The organism is Paenibacillus sp. S28 (assembly GCF_016624415.1).
Lineage (GTDB): Bacteria > Bacillota > Bacilli > Paenibacillales > Paenibacillaceae > Paenibacillus_AQ > Paenibacillus_AQ favisporus.
In genome coordinates this window covers 1-18064 of the sequence record NZ_JACVTM010000024.1, presented here as the reverse complement: position 1 = coordinate 18064, position 18064 = coordinate 1, and the positions used below count along the sequence as shown (strand labels likewise).

Below are 18064 nucleotides of genomic sequence, written 5' to 3'. Positions count from 1 at the left end.
CCTGTAACATAAAATTTGTGAAGAAGATCTCCCTTCATCCTGAATTACGCAGCAGGAGTTATTCTCCAAATATCGAATCTTGAAAAGGATAAACCCACCTAACAAGCAGGAGGAATGAATATGGGAAAAACGATCAAGGTTGCTGTCATCGGCTGCGGGACCATTGCCAGAGCGGCGCATATCCCCAACTATTTGAAACATCCGGACGCCGAAATCAAATATTTTTGCGACACGGACAAGAAGAAGGCGGAGCAGGCGGTCAAGGATTATGAATGCGGCACCGCCGTGGAAAATTACCGTGACATTCTGGACGACCCCGAGATCGATGCCGTCTCCGTATGTACCCCTAACGATGCTCATGCCGCCATCTCCATCGATTTTTTGCGGGCGGGCAAGCATGTCTTGTGCGAAAAGCCTGCGGCCCGCACCTACGCGGAAGCGCTGGAGATGCAGAAAGTGCAGCACGAAACGGGCAAAGTGCTGAATATCGGGGTCGTGAACCGGTTCAACAAAAGTGTGAACATGATCAAAAACCTGATCGAAAGCGGCGAGCTTGGCGAACTGTACCATATCTATGCTAGCTTCCGCGCTCACCGCTCCATTCCGGGACTTGGCGGAGCGTTTACCACCAAATCAATTGCCGGCGGGGGCGTCCTTATCGATTGGGGCGTCCATTATCTGGACATCGTCATGTACTGCGCCGGCGATCCGCGTCCGTTGACGGTATCCGGCCAGGCCTACTCCAAGCTGGGGCGGGACCTGCCGAATTACGCCTACCTGAACATGTGGGCAGGGCCCCCGAATTACGCCGGTACGTATGATGTCGATGACTTTGTCACGGCCATGATCCGCACCGAAGGGCCGGGCATTACGATCAACGGCGCCTGGGCGCAGAACATCGGCACGCCCGAAACCTACATCGATTTTCTGGGCAACAAAGCAGGGATCCGCCTACAATACGGAGGCGACTTCACCATTTACGGGGCCAAGGACGGAGCTTTGCTGGAAACGAAGCCCAAGTATTCATCGAGCGACCATTTCGAAAACGAAATCAACGGCTTTCTCGAATGCATCCAGACCGGCGTAAAGCTGCCGTCCCATATCGATACCGTCATCGTCACCTCCAAGATGATTCAGGCGATCTACGACTCTTCCGAGCAGCGCAGGGAAATCGAGCTGTAATAAGCGACTGAGGGGGATTGCTAGTTGAAAACGATCGGTTTTATCGATTATTACCTCGATGAATGGCATGCCGAGCATTATCCGAAGTGGATTGAACAGGCATCAGGCGGCACCATGAAGGTGGCCTATGCCTATGGAATAGCCGATTCGCCTTCTGGGCGCACCAACGTACAGTGGAGTCAAGACAAAGGGATCGAGCTGCTCCCTTCGATTGCCGAGGTCGTGGATCGAAGCGATTACATCATTGTCCTTTCGCCCGACCATCCGCAGTACCACGAGCCGCTCGCCCAGCTTCCGCTTCAATCCGGCAAGCCTACCTATATTGACAAAACCTTTGCCCCGGACCGCCAGACCGCTCGTCGCCTGTTCAACCTAGCTGAGCAGCACGGGACGCCGCTGTTCTCCAGCTCGGCGCTTCGCTTCGCCGCGGAGTACGCCGGGGCCGAGCGCGCCGGCATCGAGAACATCATCAGCTTCGGGCCGGGGCGGTACGACAACTATTCGATCCACCAGATCGAACCGATCGTCTCGCTGCTGGGCCCCGGCGTCCGCCGGATGATGTATACCGGAACGCCTCACGCCCCATCGTGGCTGATCGGATTCAGCGGGGGCCGCCAGGCCGAGATCCATCATCTCGGCGGGGGATGTCCCTTTTCGCTGACGGTCAGCTATACATCCGGTGAGACGAACATGCTGAAAGCGGACTCCGATTATTTCGGGCTGTTCGCTGGGGCGCTCGTCCGCTTCTTCGAAACCGGCGTTCCGCCTGTCGATCCGGCCGAGACCGTAGCAATCATCACGATCATCGAACAGGGCTTCAAGGCGATGGAAACGCCCTATCAATGGGTAGAGCTTCCTTCGGAATAGATCCTCGAACGCAAAACAAAACGGTGACATAGCCGCAGGGAAATGCTAGGCCCCTCCCCTGTCGGTCATGCCACCGTTTTTTACGGAATCCCAGGCTACGCCCAGTTCTCCTCGTACATGTCCTCTTTAAAGCCGACCGTCACCTTGCTTCCGTCGGTTACGATCGGACGTTTGATCAACCGGCCGTTACTGGACAGCAGCTTGATCTGCTCTTCCCGGCTCATGGCCGGCAGCTTGTCCTTCAGACCCAGCTCCTTGTACGCCTCTCCGCTGGTGTTAAAAAACTTCTTCAAATCAAGCCCGCTCTTCTCGACCAAGCGGGACAGCTCGTCCGGAGCCGGCGGCTCCTCCCATAAATGCTGGAGCTCCAGCTCGTGACCGTGCGCTTCCAGCCATTTAACCGCACTGCGGCACGTACCGCATTTGGGATAATGGTATACTTTCAATTTGCTCATCGTTACTCACTCTTTTCATTGATCAAGTTCATGTTGCTTCGCCTCGGCAATCAGGTGGGTCATGTCGGGCGGCAGCGGTGCCTGAAAGGTCATCCGCTCCCGGGTAACGGGATGCTGGAAGGACAGCTCCCAGGCGTGGAGCGCCTGCCGCGAAATGCTGTGATCCAGCAGCACCACGGTCCGCTCGGATGGGGTTAATCCCTGCGGCAGAACGGTCTCCGGGGCCCCCTGTTCCTCAGGCGGAAGCACCTGGTAAACCGGATGCCGGTACAGCTTATCGCCGATCAGCGGGCAGCCGATGCTGGTCATATGGACGCGGATCTGGTGGGTTCTGCCTGTTTCCAGCTTCAGCTGGACGAGCGAAGAAGACGAGCCGTACGCCTCAACGACCTTATACCGCGTCAGCGACGGATACCCGTCAGGCGTGACGATACGCCGATGCGGCTCCTCCGGGTCGCGGTCGATCGGTCCGTCCACCTCCCCTTCTTCCGGAGACGGAACACCATGAACGAGGGCCAGGTACCTTTTGTCCACCTCGTTTGCGATCATTTGCTCCGAAATATGCTGGTGGACATACGGATTTTTGGCGATAGCGATGACGCCCGACGTTTCCTGGTCCAGCCGGTGCACGGCTCGGAAGCGGAACGCCTCGCTCTTGTCCCGCCAATAGTGAACCACGCCGTTCGCCAAGGTTCCCGTATAGTGTCCGTGCGTCGGATGCACGATGATGCCGGCCTCCTTGTTCACGATCAGCAGGTGCTCATCCTCGTACAAAATGCGAAAAGGAATGGGCTCTGGCAGAATATCATCCGAAATTTCTTTCTCCATCCGGATTTCCACCACATCCCCATCCCTGACCGGAACGCTGATGTACACTCTTTGGCCATTCACGGTGATCCCCTGTTCCGTCAGCTTCAGGCGGGACTGCAGCTTGCGGGATACGTGGAGTCTCTTCTGCAGAATCGTCTTCAGCAGCCATCCGTCTTCCGAAGGCGGGACGGTATATGAAATCGGGGGATAGTATTCGCTCATTTTTTTCGTCCGAATACCTTTTTGCTGCGCACGTATTCGATATCCGCCACGCCGCTGCGGGCGTTGGCCGTCCGGGCCACCACGAAGAAGTAGTCCGACAGACGGTTCAAATACCTGCGCACGTCGGGATTAATTTCTTTCTCCCGCCCCAGCGTCACGACTCTGCGCTCTGCGCGGCGACAGACCGTGCGGCATACATGCAGCGTGGATGCGAGCAGGGTGCCTCCAGGCAGAATAAAGCGCTCCAGCTCCGGTGTCTCCTCCATGTAAGCATCCATCCACTGCTCGAGCCGCATCACTTTGTCGGGACCGACCTTGTATTTGCTCTCGCTCAGCTTCACAAATGCCAGATCGGAGCCGCAGTCAAACAACTCATGCTGAATCTCGATCATATTTTCTTTCAGGTCCTGCAATGACTCCGCTTCCATCAGGCTGATCGCCTGGCCCACAAAGCAGTTCAGCTCGTCAATCGTGCCGTAGGCCTCGACCTGCAGGTCGTCCTTCAGAACGCGCCCGCCAATGACCGACGTTTCGCCTTCATCGCCTGTGCGTGTGTAGATTCTCACGGGCTTCTTCTCCCCTTTATCGCGTATTATCATTCATCAAAGGAATCGCGGAAGCCGCGTCCCCTGTGCTGGCTTCTCTACTCCGTCAATGCCTTGAGCGCCTTTACCGCGTTGTCGACCGACTTGGTCGAGATCGGAATCGTGGCATACAGCTTCTCCGGAACGTATTTCTGGTCCTTGAAAAATTTCATTTCACGAACGGGTATGCCGTACAGATGCTCGGTCGTATCCGTCGTACCGTCTTCTTTTTCCTCGTTGCTCGCGAACACGCCATCCGGATATTTTTTCGGGTCAAAATACGAATCCAGCACGGTATGACCGCCCATTTTGGCGTAATTCTTCATATCGTCTTCCGGCAGAAAAATGATGTCATGCCCGCCGGCAGCATATTCAACCATCAGCTTCTCCGGGTTATAAATCGGACTTGCCGATACTTTGACCTTCAGGTCGGGCCCCATCACTTCCTGAAGCTTGTCCTGCACCTTCTCATACACCTGAGACGGATCGGATTGATTGTCAATCATAAAGACCGATAACGCGTTTTTATCTCCCTTGCCGCAGCCCGTCAGCAATAAAACGGCAAAGACAACCAGCAGCGCCAGCTTCCCGTATACCTTCAACTCCTGCTCCCCCTTTTCTCCGATAGGTTCAATATATCACAACCTGATGAGAGAAAAAAAGAAGACCCCGTTCCGGGGTCTTCCGCCTGCCGATTAAGACTTCTTCTTCGGGCAGCTTTTCATATATTCGTTTATTTTCAAATCCAGCAAACTGCTGATTTCGATTACGATTTCCGATGTAAAAGACTGTTCCTGCATAAAGATCTGTTCCATTTTTTTGCGGAGCATCATGATTTCGTCTTCCAAGGATAAAGTTTTCGTCTGATCTGTCGTTTTGGTTGACCATTTTACATTATTGCTGCCTTCAGCTGCGTAATGTCCGCGGAATGCAGGCAAATCGTATTCAGCGCAAAACAAGGTCATCCCTCCTTGGCAAGTCAATTTTTGCTCCCAAAATAGAATTATAACATACAAATAAATAAATAAAAGTGAAATTTATGTTAAATTCTACTAGAAACAGGGAATTATTGTTCAGCTGGTTTTCAGTTTGTGGACAAATTCTCCAATGCGCTCCAGAGCCTCAGTCAGCTGGGCGACGGAGGTAGCGTACGAGCAGCGGAGAAAGCCTTCTCCCCCTTGTCCGAAGGCCGTTCCAGGCACTGCGGCAACCTTTGCTTCCATCAGCAGGCGCTGGGCGAACTCATCCGAGGACAGCCCGGTCTCAGCGATGCTAGGGAAGGCATAAAAGGCACCTTGCGGCTCATGACACGGCAGTCCGATATCGACGAAGCCCTGCACGATCAAACGGCGCCGCTGGTTGTAGGAATCGATCATCCGGTCCTTCTCTTCCAGCCCGTTGGTCAGCGCCTCCAGCGCGGCCACCTGCCCCATCACCGGTGCACACATCACTGTGTATTGGTGAATCTTCAGCATGGCGGCGATCAGGTCGGGATGGGCACAGGCATAGCCCATACGCCAGCCGGTCATTGCGAACGCCTTGGAAAAGCCGCTGACCAGAACCGTCCGGTCCATCATGCCCGGGATCGAGGCAAAGCTGACATGCTTTTGCGTATACGTCAGTTCGGCATAGATCTCGTCGGAAATGACGATCAAATCATGCTTCTCCACCACTTTGGCGATCGGCAGCCAGTCCTCATACGTCATGATGGCGCCGGTCGGATTGCTCGGGTAGCATAAAATCAGCACCTTGGACTTCGGCGTGATTTTGGCCTCAAGCGCCTCTGCCGTCAGCTTGAAGTCGTTCTCTGCGAACGTCTCGATGCCAACCGGGACCCCGCCGCCGATCGAGGTGATCGGGGAATAGGATACGTAACAGGGCTCGGGAATGAGAATTTCGTCCCCAGGCACGATCAGCGCACGCAGCGCCAGATCGATCGCCTCGCTGCCGCCAACGGTCACTAGAATCTGATTGGACGGCTGATAGGAGACCTGAAAGCTGTCATACAAATACTGGGCGATAGCTTCCCGGAGCTCGATCATCCCGGCGTTGGAGGTGTAGGCCGTGCGCCCCCGCTCAAGGGAATATACGCAGGCTTCTCTCACATGCCATGGAGTCGTGAAGTCCGGTTCCCCTACGCCCAGTGTAATAATGTCCTTGCTTCCTTCGGCCAGGTCAAAAAATCGGCGGATTCCGGATGGCGGAATATCGCGGACCAAAGGAGCCAAATACGATTGCATCGATTTCGAATTCTGCTGTTTCTTCGTTTCTTCATTCACGATCATGACACATCTTCCTTTACGGTGAGATCATGAGACGGTTATCTTCTTCACGGTCTTCAAAAATAATTCCGTCCTGCTTATATTTCTTCAAAATGAAATTCGTCTTCGTCGACAATACCGAGTCAATCGGCGACAGCTTCTCGGAAACGAAGTTGGCCACTTCCCGCAGGTTGCGCCCTTCCACTTCCACAAGAAGGTCGTAGGCTCCCGACATGAGATACACGGATTTGACCTGCGGATACAAATAGATCCGCTCCGCGATCCCTTCAAAGCCCCGCCCGCGCTCGGGCGTAATCTGCACTTCGATCAAGGCGGTTACCGTCTCGTCTTCAATCTTGCTCCAGTTCACGACCGCCGCATATTTTACGATGACATGGTCTTGTTCCAGCTCCGCGATCGCTTCCTTGACCGCTTCCTCTTCAACGCCGATGAGCGTTGCCAGCAGGGCCGGGGACCGTCTCGCGTCTTCGTTCAACAGGTCGAGGACCTTCAGTTTCAAATCCGTCAGTTGTTTCATACAGCATCCTCCAGCGCTTGTTCCACGGGCCTTCTTCACTATTACGACAAAGGACCCGGGTTCGAGATTAATACTAATATTACATGAAATTATCATGCATGCAAAGCAAAACCGTCTCCCCGGCGTGGGCCGAAATGGAGACGGCAAAATGGGTCCATGCTTCATAGAAGCAGGATTTTGGGTACTTATTGTTATCCGCTTGGTGACGCCACACATGAGAACTAAACGGCGCCTGCAACTCCGGCAAATTACATGTAATATGGGTTTTGGGAGCTTTGCTGCTGCTGGTACGGATTGGATGCCTGGGCATATTGGCCCATGCTGCTTGTTTTTTGCTGCACGAACTGACGGTTCTTTTGCTGCAAATTTCGCGCATCCTGAATCGACTTGTCCACATCTTGGCGAAGCGCCTTGGATGACGTGGAGTACATATTCAGCTGCTTCATCAGATTGTACAGTTCTCCCTGCATGCGGAGCGTATCGTTCGTCAGCTGCGTAAACAATTGCCGCACGGTCGGACAGGAGGATTCCGTCGTTGCCGTGGTGTATTCGCGGACCGTTCTTTTCAGATCGGCCAGGATTGTGTACAAGAGGTCCTCGTCCTGCATGAATTGCGAGTTATTGGAAGTTTGATAATACATTGCGCAAATGCCTCCTAAGCTATCATTGTTGGGGACTCGTCGGCGCCAGCGGCTGGTGCTGCTGAATGGCCTGTACGAGCAAATCGATATGGTGGTCCAGCGACCGGATGTATTGCTGGCACGCCTGCTGAATCGTCGGGTTCTGCGTAGCAGCGGCTGTTGCCGCACACTGCTTGATCAGCAGATCCTCATTGGAAATCGAATCGACGATATATTCCAGCTCCTTGCCGGTAATCGCCTGCATTTGATTGGACTGCATCGGTATTCCTCCTCTGGATATCTCTAACTCCATCCGTATTATGTCCCGGGGAAGGTTTTCTATGTATTGTCAGGCATGGTCTCTTCCACCGGCCGATCTGCCGGAACAGCTATAAATTGTGCATGCGGAGCAAATACTTTGAATACTACCGATAAGGGGCGAAACACACATATGATTCTGAATAAAGGGAACTTGGCATGGCCGTCTACATTGAAGCCGGCACCCGCTTATCCGGAGCTTGCGGAGGATCTCTCCTGCGACGTACTGATCATTGGCGGCGGCATGGGTGGAGCCCTTCTCGCCCACAAGCTGTCCGGGGCCAATCTTCAAACCGTTCTGCTCGAGAAGGGACGGATCGCTGAAGGAAGCTCTTCAGCCAACACCGGACTGCTTCAAAGCTCCAACGATAAATCGCTGACCTCCATTATCCATACGTTTGGCGAACAGACCGGCATCACCTTTTACCAAATGTGCAGGGACGCGATGCGTAAGCTCAAGGAAGCAGCCGGCGGGCTCAAGCTGGAACCCGAGCTAATTCCGCGCAGCAGCCTATATTTTGCCAGCAGCGTCGAGGACGTGCCTTACCTGAAAGAGGAATATGAAACCCTTCGCGAGCACGGTTTTGAAACGTCATATTGGGATCAGGCCGATATCGCATCGCGGTTCCCCTTCTCCAAACCCGCGGCGTTGTATACGACCGGCGATGCTGAAGTCAACCCGTTCCGGTTCGTTCATGGCCTCGTTCAATACGCGGCGGATCATGGGGTACGGGTGTACGAAAACAGCCCGGTCATTCATTTGGAATATGAAGAAGACGGCGTGGTTTGTTATACGCGCACCGGCCGGATTTTCGCCCGTAAAGTCGTCCATGCGAGCGGCTATGAAACACAGGAAGAGAAACCGGACCGCAATGCGCTGCTTCAGACGACCTATGCGATCGTCACGAGCCCTGTACCCGATTTTACCGGATGGCACGAGCGCTGCCTGATCTGGGAGACGGCCCGGCCGTATCTCTACATGCGGACCACCGTGGACAACCGCATCGTAGCAGGGGGCCTGGACGAGCACCCGGTCGCTCCGGAGGAGAGGGAAGGCCGGATCCGGCATAAAAGCGAAATGCTGCTAAACGAGATTAAAGCCCTTTTTCCCCGTTACGCCGGCATCCAAGCCGACTATGCATGGGCTTCCCTTTTCGGGCTCACCCACGACGGACTGCCCATGATCGGTCCTCATTCCCGGTTTCCTCATAGTTATTTTATTGAAGCCTATGGCGGCAACGGGACCGTCTACTGCATGATTGCGGCGGATCTACTAAGCGATGTTCTTTGCGGGAAAACGCGCCCCGAGCTGGAAATTTTCTCATTGGAGCGGACCTCCAAACCGTCCCCCAATGCTCAGGTTCCCGGCTCCTGATTGGCAGATAAACCTTAAACCTTGCAGCCAGGTTGGGCTTCCGTAAGTTCAATCTCTTCCCTACAGAAAAATCCCCTGACTCCGAATGAAGGAATCAGGGGATTTGTTGTGTAACGCGATTGTTCAAGTGCGTGCCGATTTCCCCGGCTTAAGCAGCCGTCTCACGCAGATCCAGCTGAGGATCGGTGATGCGCCGAGCACGAGCATCAGCACGGTAATGGTGCTCTGGTCTTTGCTGAAGGACAGCACGATGATGAATATTATCGTACCGAGAAGGCGGCCGACCATCAGACTGAGCTCACGCAGAACAACCAGCTCGACCCGCTTTTCCACGTTTTCGTCGCTGGTCCCCATCAAGTCGAAGCCGGATGAGACCATCGGCAGGATGTACAGCGGCATAAAGATAGCCGTACCTATGCCGAGCAGCAGCAGGGTGAAATAATTGACCTTCCAGATAAGCGGCACCATGACCACCCACAGCAGCAGGGCGCCCACCAGCATGCCCGCGCTCCGGTAAGCCGGTTTAAACCATTTGCCAGCCAGCCAGTACGTCGCCAGCGATACCGCGGACGTAATGAGCGAGAACTGCCCCAGCTTCGACTCCTGTTTCGTGGCAACAAACACAAGGAGATTGATCAGAAAGGCGAACACCCCTTCCCGAATCCCCTGCGCCGCCAGACCGGGGGCCATAAGCCGCCAGGGGCTGCCTTTGTCCTTCAGCTGCTTCACAGGCTCGAGCCAGGCATAGGTTCCGCCCTTTTTCCTCTTTTTCAAAAAGAAGCTCAGCACCACGCCGAGCGCATAAATGATCAGGGACGTCGTAAAAATGATCCGATATCCCCTGTCGCCCTTCAGCATGGAAATCAGCAGGCCGGAAAACCAGGGCCCGACAATGCCCGTAATGGAGCCGAGCAGGCCGACCCACCCGTTAAACAGGTCCCGGTTCTCAGGATCGGTGACTTCGAAATACACCACGTTAAAAGCAATCCAGAACAGCCCGATCGCAATCCCAAGCAGTATCCCGAGCGGCCATATATAATAAATTGCCTTTTCCCCAACCCACAGAACCAGCAAATAAAAAAGGCCCGTCAGCCCGATCCCCAGCCTGAGGGCGTTCATTTTGTTATACTCCTTCACCCATTTGCCTGCCAGCCAAAAGGTGAGCCCGACGGCCAGCTGCTGGGCGACGGTAAACCATCCGATCATCGCGTAATCCTGCTTGCTTTTCCATAAATATACGTTGAGAAACGTGCCCGACAAGGCGCCGGATAAAACGATCAGCCCGTTAACGGCAAGCAGCAGTATCGTTTGCCGATTCAGCCGCGCAGATGATTTTGATTTCATAATTACCCCCTTCATATCCGGGTCTACCTCATTAGTAATTCCCTAAAAGGGGGTAAATCATCGATCGGTTTGCTTTTTTTACGAATTCTTCTTCTCTTGGCTCAAGTGGTCGACCATCCGCAGCCGGTCTTCCTCAGCCAGACTGTATTCGACATGGAAGCATCCCGTGCAAATATACATTTGAACTTGAAAAGGCGGAGTCAATACCGGACCTTGGAGCACGCCGAAAGCTGCGGGCTGAAATTGGTCGGCCACCTGATGCGTGCCGGCAAGCACCATGTAATCCCGGCATTTCGGGCATTCCGGCACTTCCTCCTGCTCATCCAGAATTTGCTCCACTGTCTCCTCGTAGTTCATGAGGTCGTGGCTGTCCTCATACTTATCGAGCGTCCGGATCGACGGCGGCAGCTGCTGCATGTCTTCCTCATTCCAAAAAGGAACGGCTTTATCGTCATCCTCAGGAAGCTCCCAATCCGTACCTTCGATTCCCTCATGCTCTTCGTCTACGTCCGCTTCCTCTTCATCCGCACCCAGCTGGATGCTCAGCGTCCGGTAACCTTTCAGCTCATTGTGGCAGTAAGGGCATTCATCCTCGGGGCCCAGTTCCTCGTCCCATACGATTTCCGTCTGGCACCAAGGGCAAACCGTGGTTTCCATATGATCCATCTCCTTAATGTTTCATCAAATATACGACGCCCACAACAAAGAAGGCGACCGCAGCGACGAACAAAATCCTCGCCAAATTTTTCATGTGTTCCTCCTACATTAAACAGGCTCCAATCACATATGAAAGGGACACCGGGATCAGCATAGAGATCAGGCCGACCGCCCGGTTATCCCGTTTAATTTCTTCGTCCACGGAAAACACCGGGGTTAAAAATTCGTACAGCAGGTAGGCGATAAACAGCAGCAGAAAGCCGTAGAAGGCCCACTTCATCATGTCATAGATCGACGTTTTGGACTCGATGCTGTACCTCAGCACATTGCAAAGGCCGAATATTTTGCCTCCGGTAGCCAAAGCGGCGGCAATATTGCCTCGTCCGATTTCATCCCAGCACTTGTACCTCGCCAAGATTTCAAAACAGTACAGAAAGACGATCAAGCCCAGAATCGCTACCGAAAAATAACCAATCAGCGTACCGATCGGATAGGCCAACAGCAAATCAGCCCCGTTCTTCACTCCCAACATCCCCCTGTTCCCGGCCGAAATTCAGGCTCACACCCATATTATTTAAGCTCAACCACCGTCACGCCGGTTCCGCCTTCGCCGTAATTTCCCAGACGGTAACTTTTAATATGCTTGTGCTTGCGGAGATATTCCGAGATTCCCTGTCTCAAAATTCCCGTGCCTTTCCCGTGAATCAGGTATACTTGGCCGAGGTTGCCCAAAAACGCTTCGTCGATAAAACGGTCGACTTCGATCAGCGCCTCTTCCAGATTCGCGCCCCGCAGATCCAGCTCGCTGCGGATGTTGTCATCCCGCGTGCGCTTGACCGTAGTCGCATGCCGCTGCACCTGCTTCTCGGCCGGTTTGTTCGCATTCACCAGCTCGAGGTCGTCCAGGCTGACCTTCATCTTCATGATACCAAGCTGAACCACAGCCTCCTTCGCGCCGGACAGCTCCACGACATGGCCCTTCTGGTTCAGGCTGTAGACCATGACTTCATCGCCGGGCTCGATTTGGCGCGGGGCCTTGGCCTTCGGTTTGGCCGCTCCCTTCTTGCGCTGCTGCGGTTCAGCCTCATCCAGCTGTCGGCGGGCGGCGATCAGCTTATGCTCCTTGACCGAAGCCCCTTCCTCTTTGGCCAGCTGCCGCAGATCGGCGATGATCTGCTCCGCTTCGCGGCGGGCTTTGGCAATGACTTCCTTGGCGTCGGCCCGGGCCTTCTCGATCAGCCGGTCGCGCTGCTCCTCGAGCTTCTCGAGCTCCTGCTGATGCCGGCTCCGGAGCTGCTCCATTTCCTGGCGCAGTTTCTCGGCCTTTTCTCGCTCGCTTTCGGCGCCCAGCCGATTTTCCTCGAGGGAGGCGATCATATGCTCGACGCGCTGATCTTCTTCTTTCACTTCCCCGCGGGCATAATCCAGGATCACATGCGGAAGTCCGAGCCGCTCCGCAATCGCAAACGCGTTGCTTCGTCCGGGAACGCCGACGAGGAGCCGGTAAGTCGGACTCAGCGTGTTCACGTCAAATTCCATGCTGGCGTTGATGACGCCTTTGCGTTCATAGGCATAAGCCTTGAGTTCGCTGTAGTGGGTAGTAGCCACCATCCGGCAGCCCAGGCTGTGGATATGCTCCAGAATGGAAATAGCAAGCGCTGAGCCTTCCGCCGGGTCGGTCCCGGCCCCCACTTCGTCAAGCAGCACCAGGCTCTTCGGCGTCATATGGTTCAAAATACGGATAATATTGGTCATATGGCTGGAGAACGTACTCAAGCTCTGTTCGATGCTCTGCTCGTCCCCGATATCGGCGTAAATGGCGTCGAACACGCAGAGCTGGCTTCCTTCCTCCGCGGGAACGAACAGGCCGGACATCGCCATCAGGCTCAGCAATCCGATCGTCTTCAGCGTGACGGTCTTGCCGCCGGTATTCGGCCCGGTCACGATAATGGAAGTGTACGAGTTGCCCAATTCCACGTCGATCGGCACAACCTTCTCCATGTCGATCAGCGGATGGCGTCCTTTCTTCAGCTTCAAGTATCCACGGTCGTTCATTCTCGGCTGACTGGCCTTCATGACATGCGCCAGACGCCCCTTGGCAAAAATAAAGTCGAGCTGTCCCAGCAGGTCGATATCGAGCAGAAGAAGATCCGCTTGTTCACCGACGAGCGCCGTCAGCTTTTGCAAAATAATTTCAATTTCGCGTTCTTCCTTCATCCGGGTTTCACGCAGCTTGTTGTTCATCGCCACAATCGATTCCGGCTCAATAAAGAGCGTCGCTCCCGAACCGGACTGATCATGCACGATCCCGCCGAAATACGAACGGTATTCCGCTTTAACCGGAATGACAAACCGGTCCCCCCGGATCGTTATGAGCTGGTCCTGCAGCATTTTGGCCACGCTGGAGGAACGGATCATCGAATCGAGCTTCTCCCGGATCCGCACTTCGCCGGATCTCAGCTCCCGCCGAACCTGGGCAAGCCCGGGACTGGCAGAATCAAGCACTTCGGCGCTTTCGTCGATGCATGCTTTAATGGCATCTTCCAGGGGCTTCTGCTCGGATAAATTTTCACTGATCCCCTCCAGCAGGGGAATCGGCTCGTCTTCGTGAACATTCGCGATGAACCGCTTGATCCGTCTCGATCCGTTCACGGTGTTGCCGATGGCCAGCAGCTCATGCGGGCTTAAGGTGCCGCCGATTCTGGCGCGCTTCAGCGGAGCGGCGATGTCTGTGATGCCGCCGAAGGACGGATTTCCCTTCAGACGGTCCACGGTATACGCTTCGTCGGTTGCCTGAAGCAAACGCTTTACCGATTCCAGATCGGTATCGGGCTTCAAGGACTCGGCCGCTCCCCTCCCCATCGAGGTTTGGGTATAGGCAGCGCATTTATCTAAAATCTTGCGGTATTCGAGCGTATGCAAAATCTTGTCGTCCAACAGTATTCACTACTCCTCTCGTGCAATGCCTTTATTATATACGAAATGTTTGCCGCTTCGCCATTTGCAGCCCTAAATCATTCCATACATAACATGGCGAAAATTGAATACAATAAGGTTTGCATAACACAGTAACCATGTGTAAAGGAGGCCAGTTGCATGCATTTTCTGGGTCATGTCGTTCGCTTTATCGTGTCTGCCATCGTCCTGCTGATCGTAGGCTGGATCGTTCCCCAGTTTTCCGTCGGAGGGTTCTGGAGCGCTCTGCTGCTCGCTTTGGTTATCGCACTGCTGGGGTGGATTATTGAAGGAATCTTCGGCAAAAGGGTTACTCCCTTTGGACGCGGGATCGTCGGCTTCATCGTCAGTGCCCTCGTCATATACATCGCCCAATTTATTGTCAGCGGCGTAGAAGTTACCATCCTTGGCGCCATTCTCGCCGCCCTCGTCATCGGTATTATCGACCTGTTTATCCCGGTGTCCGCATTTAATGCCGGAAGGGACAAGCGGTAAACCGTTTCCCGAATGAAAACCCCTGCCTAAGGACAGGGGTCTTTCCTTTTTTATCCGGCATAATCGGCTGCGTCTTCACTCGCGGTCACCACTTTATTTTTTCCCGTACGTTTGGCCTGATACAGCGCCATGTCCGCTTTTCGAAATAATGATTCCTTGTCGTCCCCCTGCTGAAAATTGCAAAGTCCGATGCTCACCGTAACCGGCTTCACCGTATGCGGCAGCTCGGTTCTGGCGATCCGTTCACGCAGCTGCTCAGCCATGCGTTCTGCTTCTTCCAATGTCTTATCCGCCATTATAATGGCAAATTCTTCTCCGCCATAACGGGCGGCAAAATCATTCGGCGTCATCGTCGACATCACCTTCGAAGCAACCTCTTTCAGCACGACATCGCCCACCCGATGCCCGTAATTATCGTTGACCTTTTTAAAATTATCGATATCGATAATTGCCAGCTGCAGCGGAAGCTGATATTTCTCGCATTGCTCCAGCAGAGCCTCCAGGTATTCGTGAAACGCCTTGTGATTGTATAGCCCGGTCAGTGCATCGATTTTGAGCAGCTTGTCCGATATCGTTCTTTCCACCAGGAGCTGCTGCTCCGACTTCATGACCGATTCCAGATGGCGCATAAATTCCTTGACCCGGACCAAAATCGTATGACCAATCATGATGCTGACAATAAACACGCTTTGGATTTGGATGAATTCCTGAATGGGTTTCTGATAAAGGGAGCGTTCGGTGAGATAGATGAGACAGTACAGGAGGATCGTTAACGAGCCAAAGCCATATAGAAGTTTGCGGTCAAAATAAACGACGGAAATCAGAACGGGCAGAAGGAGCGCCATCTGTGCCCCGTCCACGATCGGCTGAATGATGAAATAGAACAGGTAGGAGAGCAAAAATCCGCAGCCGACCACAACCTGCTTCCGGTATTTAGGTTCGAATCGCAGCCAGGTCTGTGCCGCCAGCATGAGCAGCAGGATGCAGCCGTCCGGGATGCCCAGACGCAGCCAGTCCTCCGGCCCGCCCCCGGCGGTCACGGAAGGAATGCAGCCCAGCAGCAGCAGAACCACCTCTGCCGCGAAAAACATCAGCGTCACAATCCAATAGGCGTTCAATATTTTGCGATGCCATAAATCTTCCAAAATCAACCCCGTGCGATTCATTGGAATGTCATTCCCCTAATCTTCTAAACAAGAATATTTGCGGGTTTCGTACATCGTCAATGCTCATTATATCTTAAATCCAAGATAAGAACTATCTTTTTTCCAGCTGATCCTTTTCCTGGGCGCGGCAAAATCAACGGCTGCTGCGTTCACCAATTTTTCAAATGAGCCTCGCCCAGACATATCCAATTTAAGGTATGATAAGGCATGGAACCAATTAAAATGATGAAGGTATACATAAAGGAGGATCACAAGTGAAGAAGACCCTGGCTGTCGTCCTTTCCTGCGTGCTGCTTCTGGTGCTGGCTGCTTGCGGACAATCCAAGAGCGGCGATTCCGCATCGGGCAGCGGAGTCACCGAAACCGGTGTAGCCCCGAGCGAGGAATTGGTGATCAAGGCGACAAACTATGCATTCGATCAAAAAGAATATCATCTCAAAAAGGGCGTACCAGTCAAAATTACGCTTGAAAACGATGAGGGAAACCACGGCGTTCTCATTCCGGGTCTTGAGCTTCAGCTTGACGGTAAAAACAAGTCCGCGGTCGTCACGCCGGAAAAAGCCGGCACGTTCGAAATGGCGTGCTCAGTGTTCTGCGGAGCGGGACATTCCGGCATGATTGCCAAAGTCATTGTGGAATAAAAGTTAGGCAGACTTGAACCCAAAAGTTAAAATCCCCTCGAAGTATGCTTCAGGATGATGCATGATCCGTCCTGCCGCTTACTCCGAGGGGATTTTCTTTTAGGTGTGAAATGTGGGTGGACTATAGAAGTCAGCTCTGATCCTGTTCGATCAGCTCGATCCACTCGTTATATTCGGTCTGCAGCTTGGAATACTCGTCCTTGAGCAAGCGGTACTCTTCCTCCAGCTTGCCGGTCTTCTCCAGCTGAATCTCATGCTCTGCCTGCAGCAGGCGATATTGATGCGTCACCAGCTCAAAGCTTTCGCCCACCTGGCGAAGCTCATCCGCGACTGACTCCTTCTCGCTCTGGATCCGGGTAAGCTGCTGCTCGCCGGCAGCGATCTGCTGCTGCCAAGCCTCAAGCTCCTCTTGCAGCTCCAGCTCCCGGCTGCCCCAGGCTTCCTGCTGGTCCATCATATCCTTCAGCTTATCCTGATAAGACTGCATGGATTGCTCGGCACTGCGCAGCAGTCCGCGCAGCTCGGTCTCCCGGTCGGCCGCTTCATCCAGCTGCAGCGATGCTTCCTCCAGCTTCTTCACCGCGGCCTCTTTCTCCTCCAGCAGAAGCAGGTATTCGATTTCGGTATCCTCCTGGCGGCTCTGCGCCTCCTTCACCTGGCGCTGCAGCTCCTCATACTGCCGCTGCAAGCCCTGATACTGCTGGTTCAAGCTGTTGTACTGTTCGCGCTGGGCTTCGGTTTGGCTCCGCAGCTGTTCATTTTGCTCCTGAGCTGCCCGGTTCACCCGCTGCAGCTCTTCGTACTGAGCCTGAACGTCCTTGGCTTGAAGCTCCAGCTCTTCAAACCGTGCTTCAGCTTGCTCCTGCTGCTGGCGCAATGTGCCGTTGTCGCGGGCGTATTCCTCGGACTGCAGCCGCAGGCGCCCGATCATTTCCCGGCTGTCCTCCAGCTGCTGCTCCAAATCCGCCAGCTGCTCTGCTCTGGCGTCATGCGCCTGCTGCAGTTCCTGATACAGCTCCTGGTGGTCATCATATTCCATCCGAAGCTCGTGATACTGCTCCTGCCGTTCTTCCAGCCGGAGCTGCAGCGCACGATACTGCTCTTGATGACCTTCGCTCTGCTGCTGCAAGGTTAAATATTGCTCTTCGAGATCTTCCAGCGCCCGGCGGGCCGTTCGATGCTCCGCCTGCTGTTCCTCGAGCTGTTCCTGAACCTCCAGGTACTGATTCTCGAGGTCTTCCAGCGCCTGGCGGGTCGTTTGGTGCTCCTGCCGTTGCTCCTCCAGCTGCCGCTGTACGGCTCGATGCTGCTCTTCGCGCTCCTTCAGCGCCTGGGCAATCGTCTGCTGCTGCTCACGCTGCTCTTCCAGCTCCTGCTGCAGCAATGCGTACTGCTCTTCGCGCTCCTTCAGCGCCTGGGCAGCTGTCTGCTGCTGCTCACGCTGCTCTTCCAGCTCCCGCTGCAGCATTACGTACTGCTCTTCGCGTTCCTTTAGCGCCCGAGCGGCCGTCTGCTGCTGCTTCCGCTGCTCTTCCAGCTCCTGCTGCAGCAATGCGTACTGCTCTTCGCGCTCC

At 54.3% G+C, this 18064-nt stretch carries 20 protein-coding genes; 5 read left to right on the top strand and 15 right to left on the bottom strand.

Going from position 1 to position 18064, the window contains the following annotated elements; all coding sequences use genetic code 11:
* Positions 1–120: 120 nt before the first annotated feature.
* Together IAE55_RS31120 and IAE55_RS31115 are read left to right on the top strand one after the other, a co-directional pair.
* Positions 121–1182 carry a Gfo/Idh/MocA family protein gene (locus IAE55_RS31120; RefSeq protein ID WP_200634777.1) on the top strand — a complete coding sequence of 354 codons (1062 nt, stop codon included), beginning with the start codon at positions 121–123 and terminating at the stop codon, positions 1180–1182.
* Positions 1183–1206: 24 nt separating this feature from the next.
* Positions 1207–2049 carry a hypothetical protein gene (locus IAE55_RS31115; RefSeq protein ID WP_200634776.1) on the top strand — a complete coding sequence of 281 codons (843 nt, stop codon included), beginning with the start codon at positions 1207–1209 and terminating at the stop codon, positions 2047–2049.
* 95 nt (positions 2050–2144) lie between these two features.
* On the opposite strand, the gene IAE55_RS31110 is transcribed toward IAE55_RS31115, so the two are convergent.
* From IAE55_RS31110 to IAE55_RS31070, 9 genes are all read right to left on the bottom strand, one after another.
* Positions 2145–2504, bottom strand: coding sequence for an arsenate reductase family protein (locus tag IAE55_RS31110; protein WP_116232167.1), 360 nt, complete (start codon positions 2502–2504; stop codon positions 2145–2147).
* A gap of 15 nt (positions 2505–2519) precedes the next feature.
* Entirely contained in the window at positions 2520–3536 is a 1017-nt protein-coding gene (locus IAE55_RS31105; protein WP_200634775.1) for an RluA family pseudouridine synthase, read from the bottom strand.
* On the bottom strand, positions 3533–4102 hold the full coding sequence (locus IAE55_RS31100) for a cob(I)yrinic acid a,c-diamide adenosyltransferase (protein ID WP_200634774.1): 570 nt from the start codon (positions 4100–4102) through the stop codon (positions 3533–3535). The genes IAE55_RS31105 and IAE55_RS31100 overlap by 4 nt, the downstream gene beginning before the upstream one ends.
* Before the next feature lie 77 nt (positions 4103–4179).
* On the bottom strand, positions 4180–4722 hold the full coding sequence (locus tag IAE55_RS31095; protein ID WP_200634773.1) for a hypothetical protein: 543 nt from the start codon (positions 4720–4722) through the stop codon (positions 4180–4182).
* Between the two features lie 93 nt (positions 4723–4815).
* Positions 4816–5079 (bottom strand): aspartyl-phosphate phosphatase Spo0E family protein, encoded by a 264-nt coding sequence (locus IAE55_RS31090; protein WP_076170672.1) that lies wholly within the window; start codon positions 5077–5079, stop codon positions 4816–4818.
* Between the two features lie 114 nt (positions 5080–5193).
* Positions 5194–6405 carry an aminotransferase class I/II-fold pyridoxal phosphate-dependent enzyme gene (locus IAE55_RS31085; RefSeq protein ID WP_105441848.1) on the bottom strand — a complete coding sequence of 404 codons (1212 nt, stop codon included), beginning with the start codon at positions 6403–6405 and terminating at the stop codon, positions 5194–5196.
* A 13-nt stretch (positions 6406–6418) separates the two neighbouring features.
* On the bottom strand, positions 6419–6919 hold the full coding sequence (locus IAE55_RS31080; RefSeq protein WP_076170676.1) for an Lrp/AsnC family transcriptional regulator: 501 nt from the start codon (positions 6917–6919) through the stop codon (positions 6419–6421).
* A 248-nt stretch (positions 6920–7167) separates the two neighbouring features.
* Positions 7168–7560 (bottom strand): spore coat protein, encoded by a 393-nt coding sequence (locus tag IAE55_RS31075; protein WP_076170678.1) that lies wholly within the window; start codon positions 7558–7560, stop codon positions 7168–7170.
* Between the two features lie 22 nt (positions 7561–7582).
* A complete protein-coding gene (locus tag IAE55_RS31070; RefSeq protein WP_076170680.1) occupies positions 7583–7819 on the bottom strand; it encodes a hypothetical protein in 237 nt (78 codons plus the stop codon).
* A gap of 171 nt (positions 7820–7990) precedes the next feature.
* On the opposite strand from IAE55_RS31070, the gene IAE55_RS31065 reads away from it, so the two are divergent.
* Positions 7991–9232 (top strand): NAD(P)/FAD-dependent oxidoreductase, encoded by a 1242-nt coding sequence (locus tag IAE55_RS31065; RefSeq protein WP_200634772.1) that lies wholly within the window; start codon positions 7991–7993, stop codon positions 9230–9232.
* A gap of 123 nt (positions 9233–9355) precedes the next feature.
* On the opposite strand, the gene IAE55_RS31060 is transcribed toward IAE55_RS31065, so the two are convergent.
* From IAE55_RS31060 to IAE55_RS31045, 4 genes are all read right to left on the bottom strand, one after another.
* On the bottom strand, positions 9356–10576 hold the full coding sequence (locus IAE55_RS31060) for an MFS transporter (protein WP_076170684.1): 1221 nt from the start codon (positions 10574–10576) through the stop codon (positions 9356–9358).
* 78 nt (positions 10577–10654) lie between these two features.
* Positions 10655–11233, bottom strand: coding sequence for a hypothetical protein (locus IAE55_RS31055; RefSeq protein ID WP_200634771.1), 579 nt, complete (start codon positions 11231–11233; stop codon positions 10655–10657).
* A 103-nt stretch (positions 11234–11336) separates the two neighbouring features.
* On the bottom strand, positions 11337–11765 hold the full coding sequence (locus IAE55_RS31050) for a DUF350 domain-containing protein (RefSeq protein ID WP_145160306.1): 429 nt from the start codon (positions 11763–11765) through the stop codon (positions 11337–11339).
* A gap of 38 nt (positions 11766–11803) precedes the next feature.
* On the bottom strand, positions 11804–14170 hold the full coding sequence (locus IAE55_RS31045; protein ID WP_145160308.1) for an endonuclease MutS2: 2367 nt from the start codon (positions 14168–14170) through the stop codon (positions 11804–11806).
* A gap of 159 nt (positions 14171–14329) precedes the next feature.
* Between IAE55_RS31045 and IAE55_RS31040 the strand changes: the two genes are divergently transcribed.
* Complete coding sequence (locus tag IAE55_RS31040) at positions 14330–14683, top strand: phage holin family protein (RefSeq protein ID WP_076170692.1); 354 nt, start codon at positions 14330–14332, stop codon at positions 14681–14683.
* A gap of 50 nt (positions 14684–14733) precedes the next feature.
* Here the strand turns inward: IAE55_RS31040 and IAE55_RS31035 are convergent, their stop codons facing one another.
* Positions 14734–15849 (bottom strand): GGDEF domain-containing protein, encoded by a 1116-nt coding sequence (locus IAE55_RS31035; protein ID WP_200634770.1) that lies wholly within the window; start codon positions 15847–15849, stop codon positions 14734–14736.
* A gap of 254 nt (positions 15850–16103) precedes the next feature.
* Between IAE55_RS31035 and IAE55_RS31030 the strand changes: the two genes are divergently transcribed.
* Positions 16104–16490: a cupredoxin domain-containing protein gene (locus IAE55_RS31030; protein WP_076170696.1), complete on the top strand. Its 387-nt coding sequence runs from the start codon at positions 16104–16106 to the stop codon at positions 16488–16490.
* Positions 16491–16620: 130 nt separating this feature from the next.
* Here the strand turns inward: IAE55_RS31030 and IAE55_RS31025 are convergent.
* Positions 16621–18064 (bottom strand): hypothetical protein (locus IAE55_RS31025; protein WP_200634769.1); only part of this gene is annotated, 1444 nt, incomplete at its 5' end.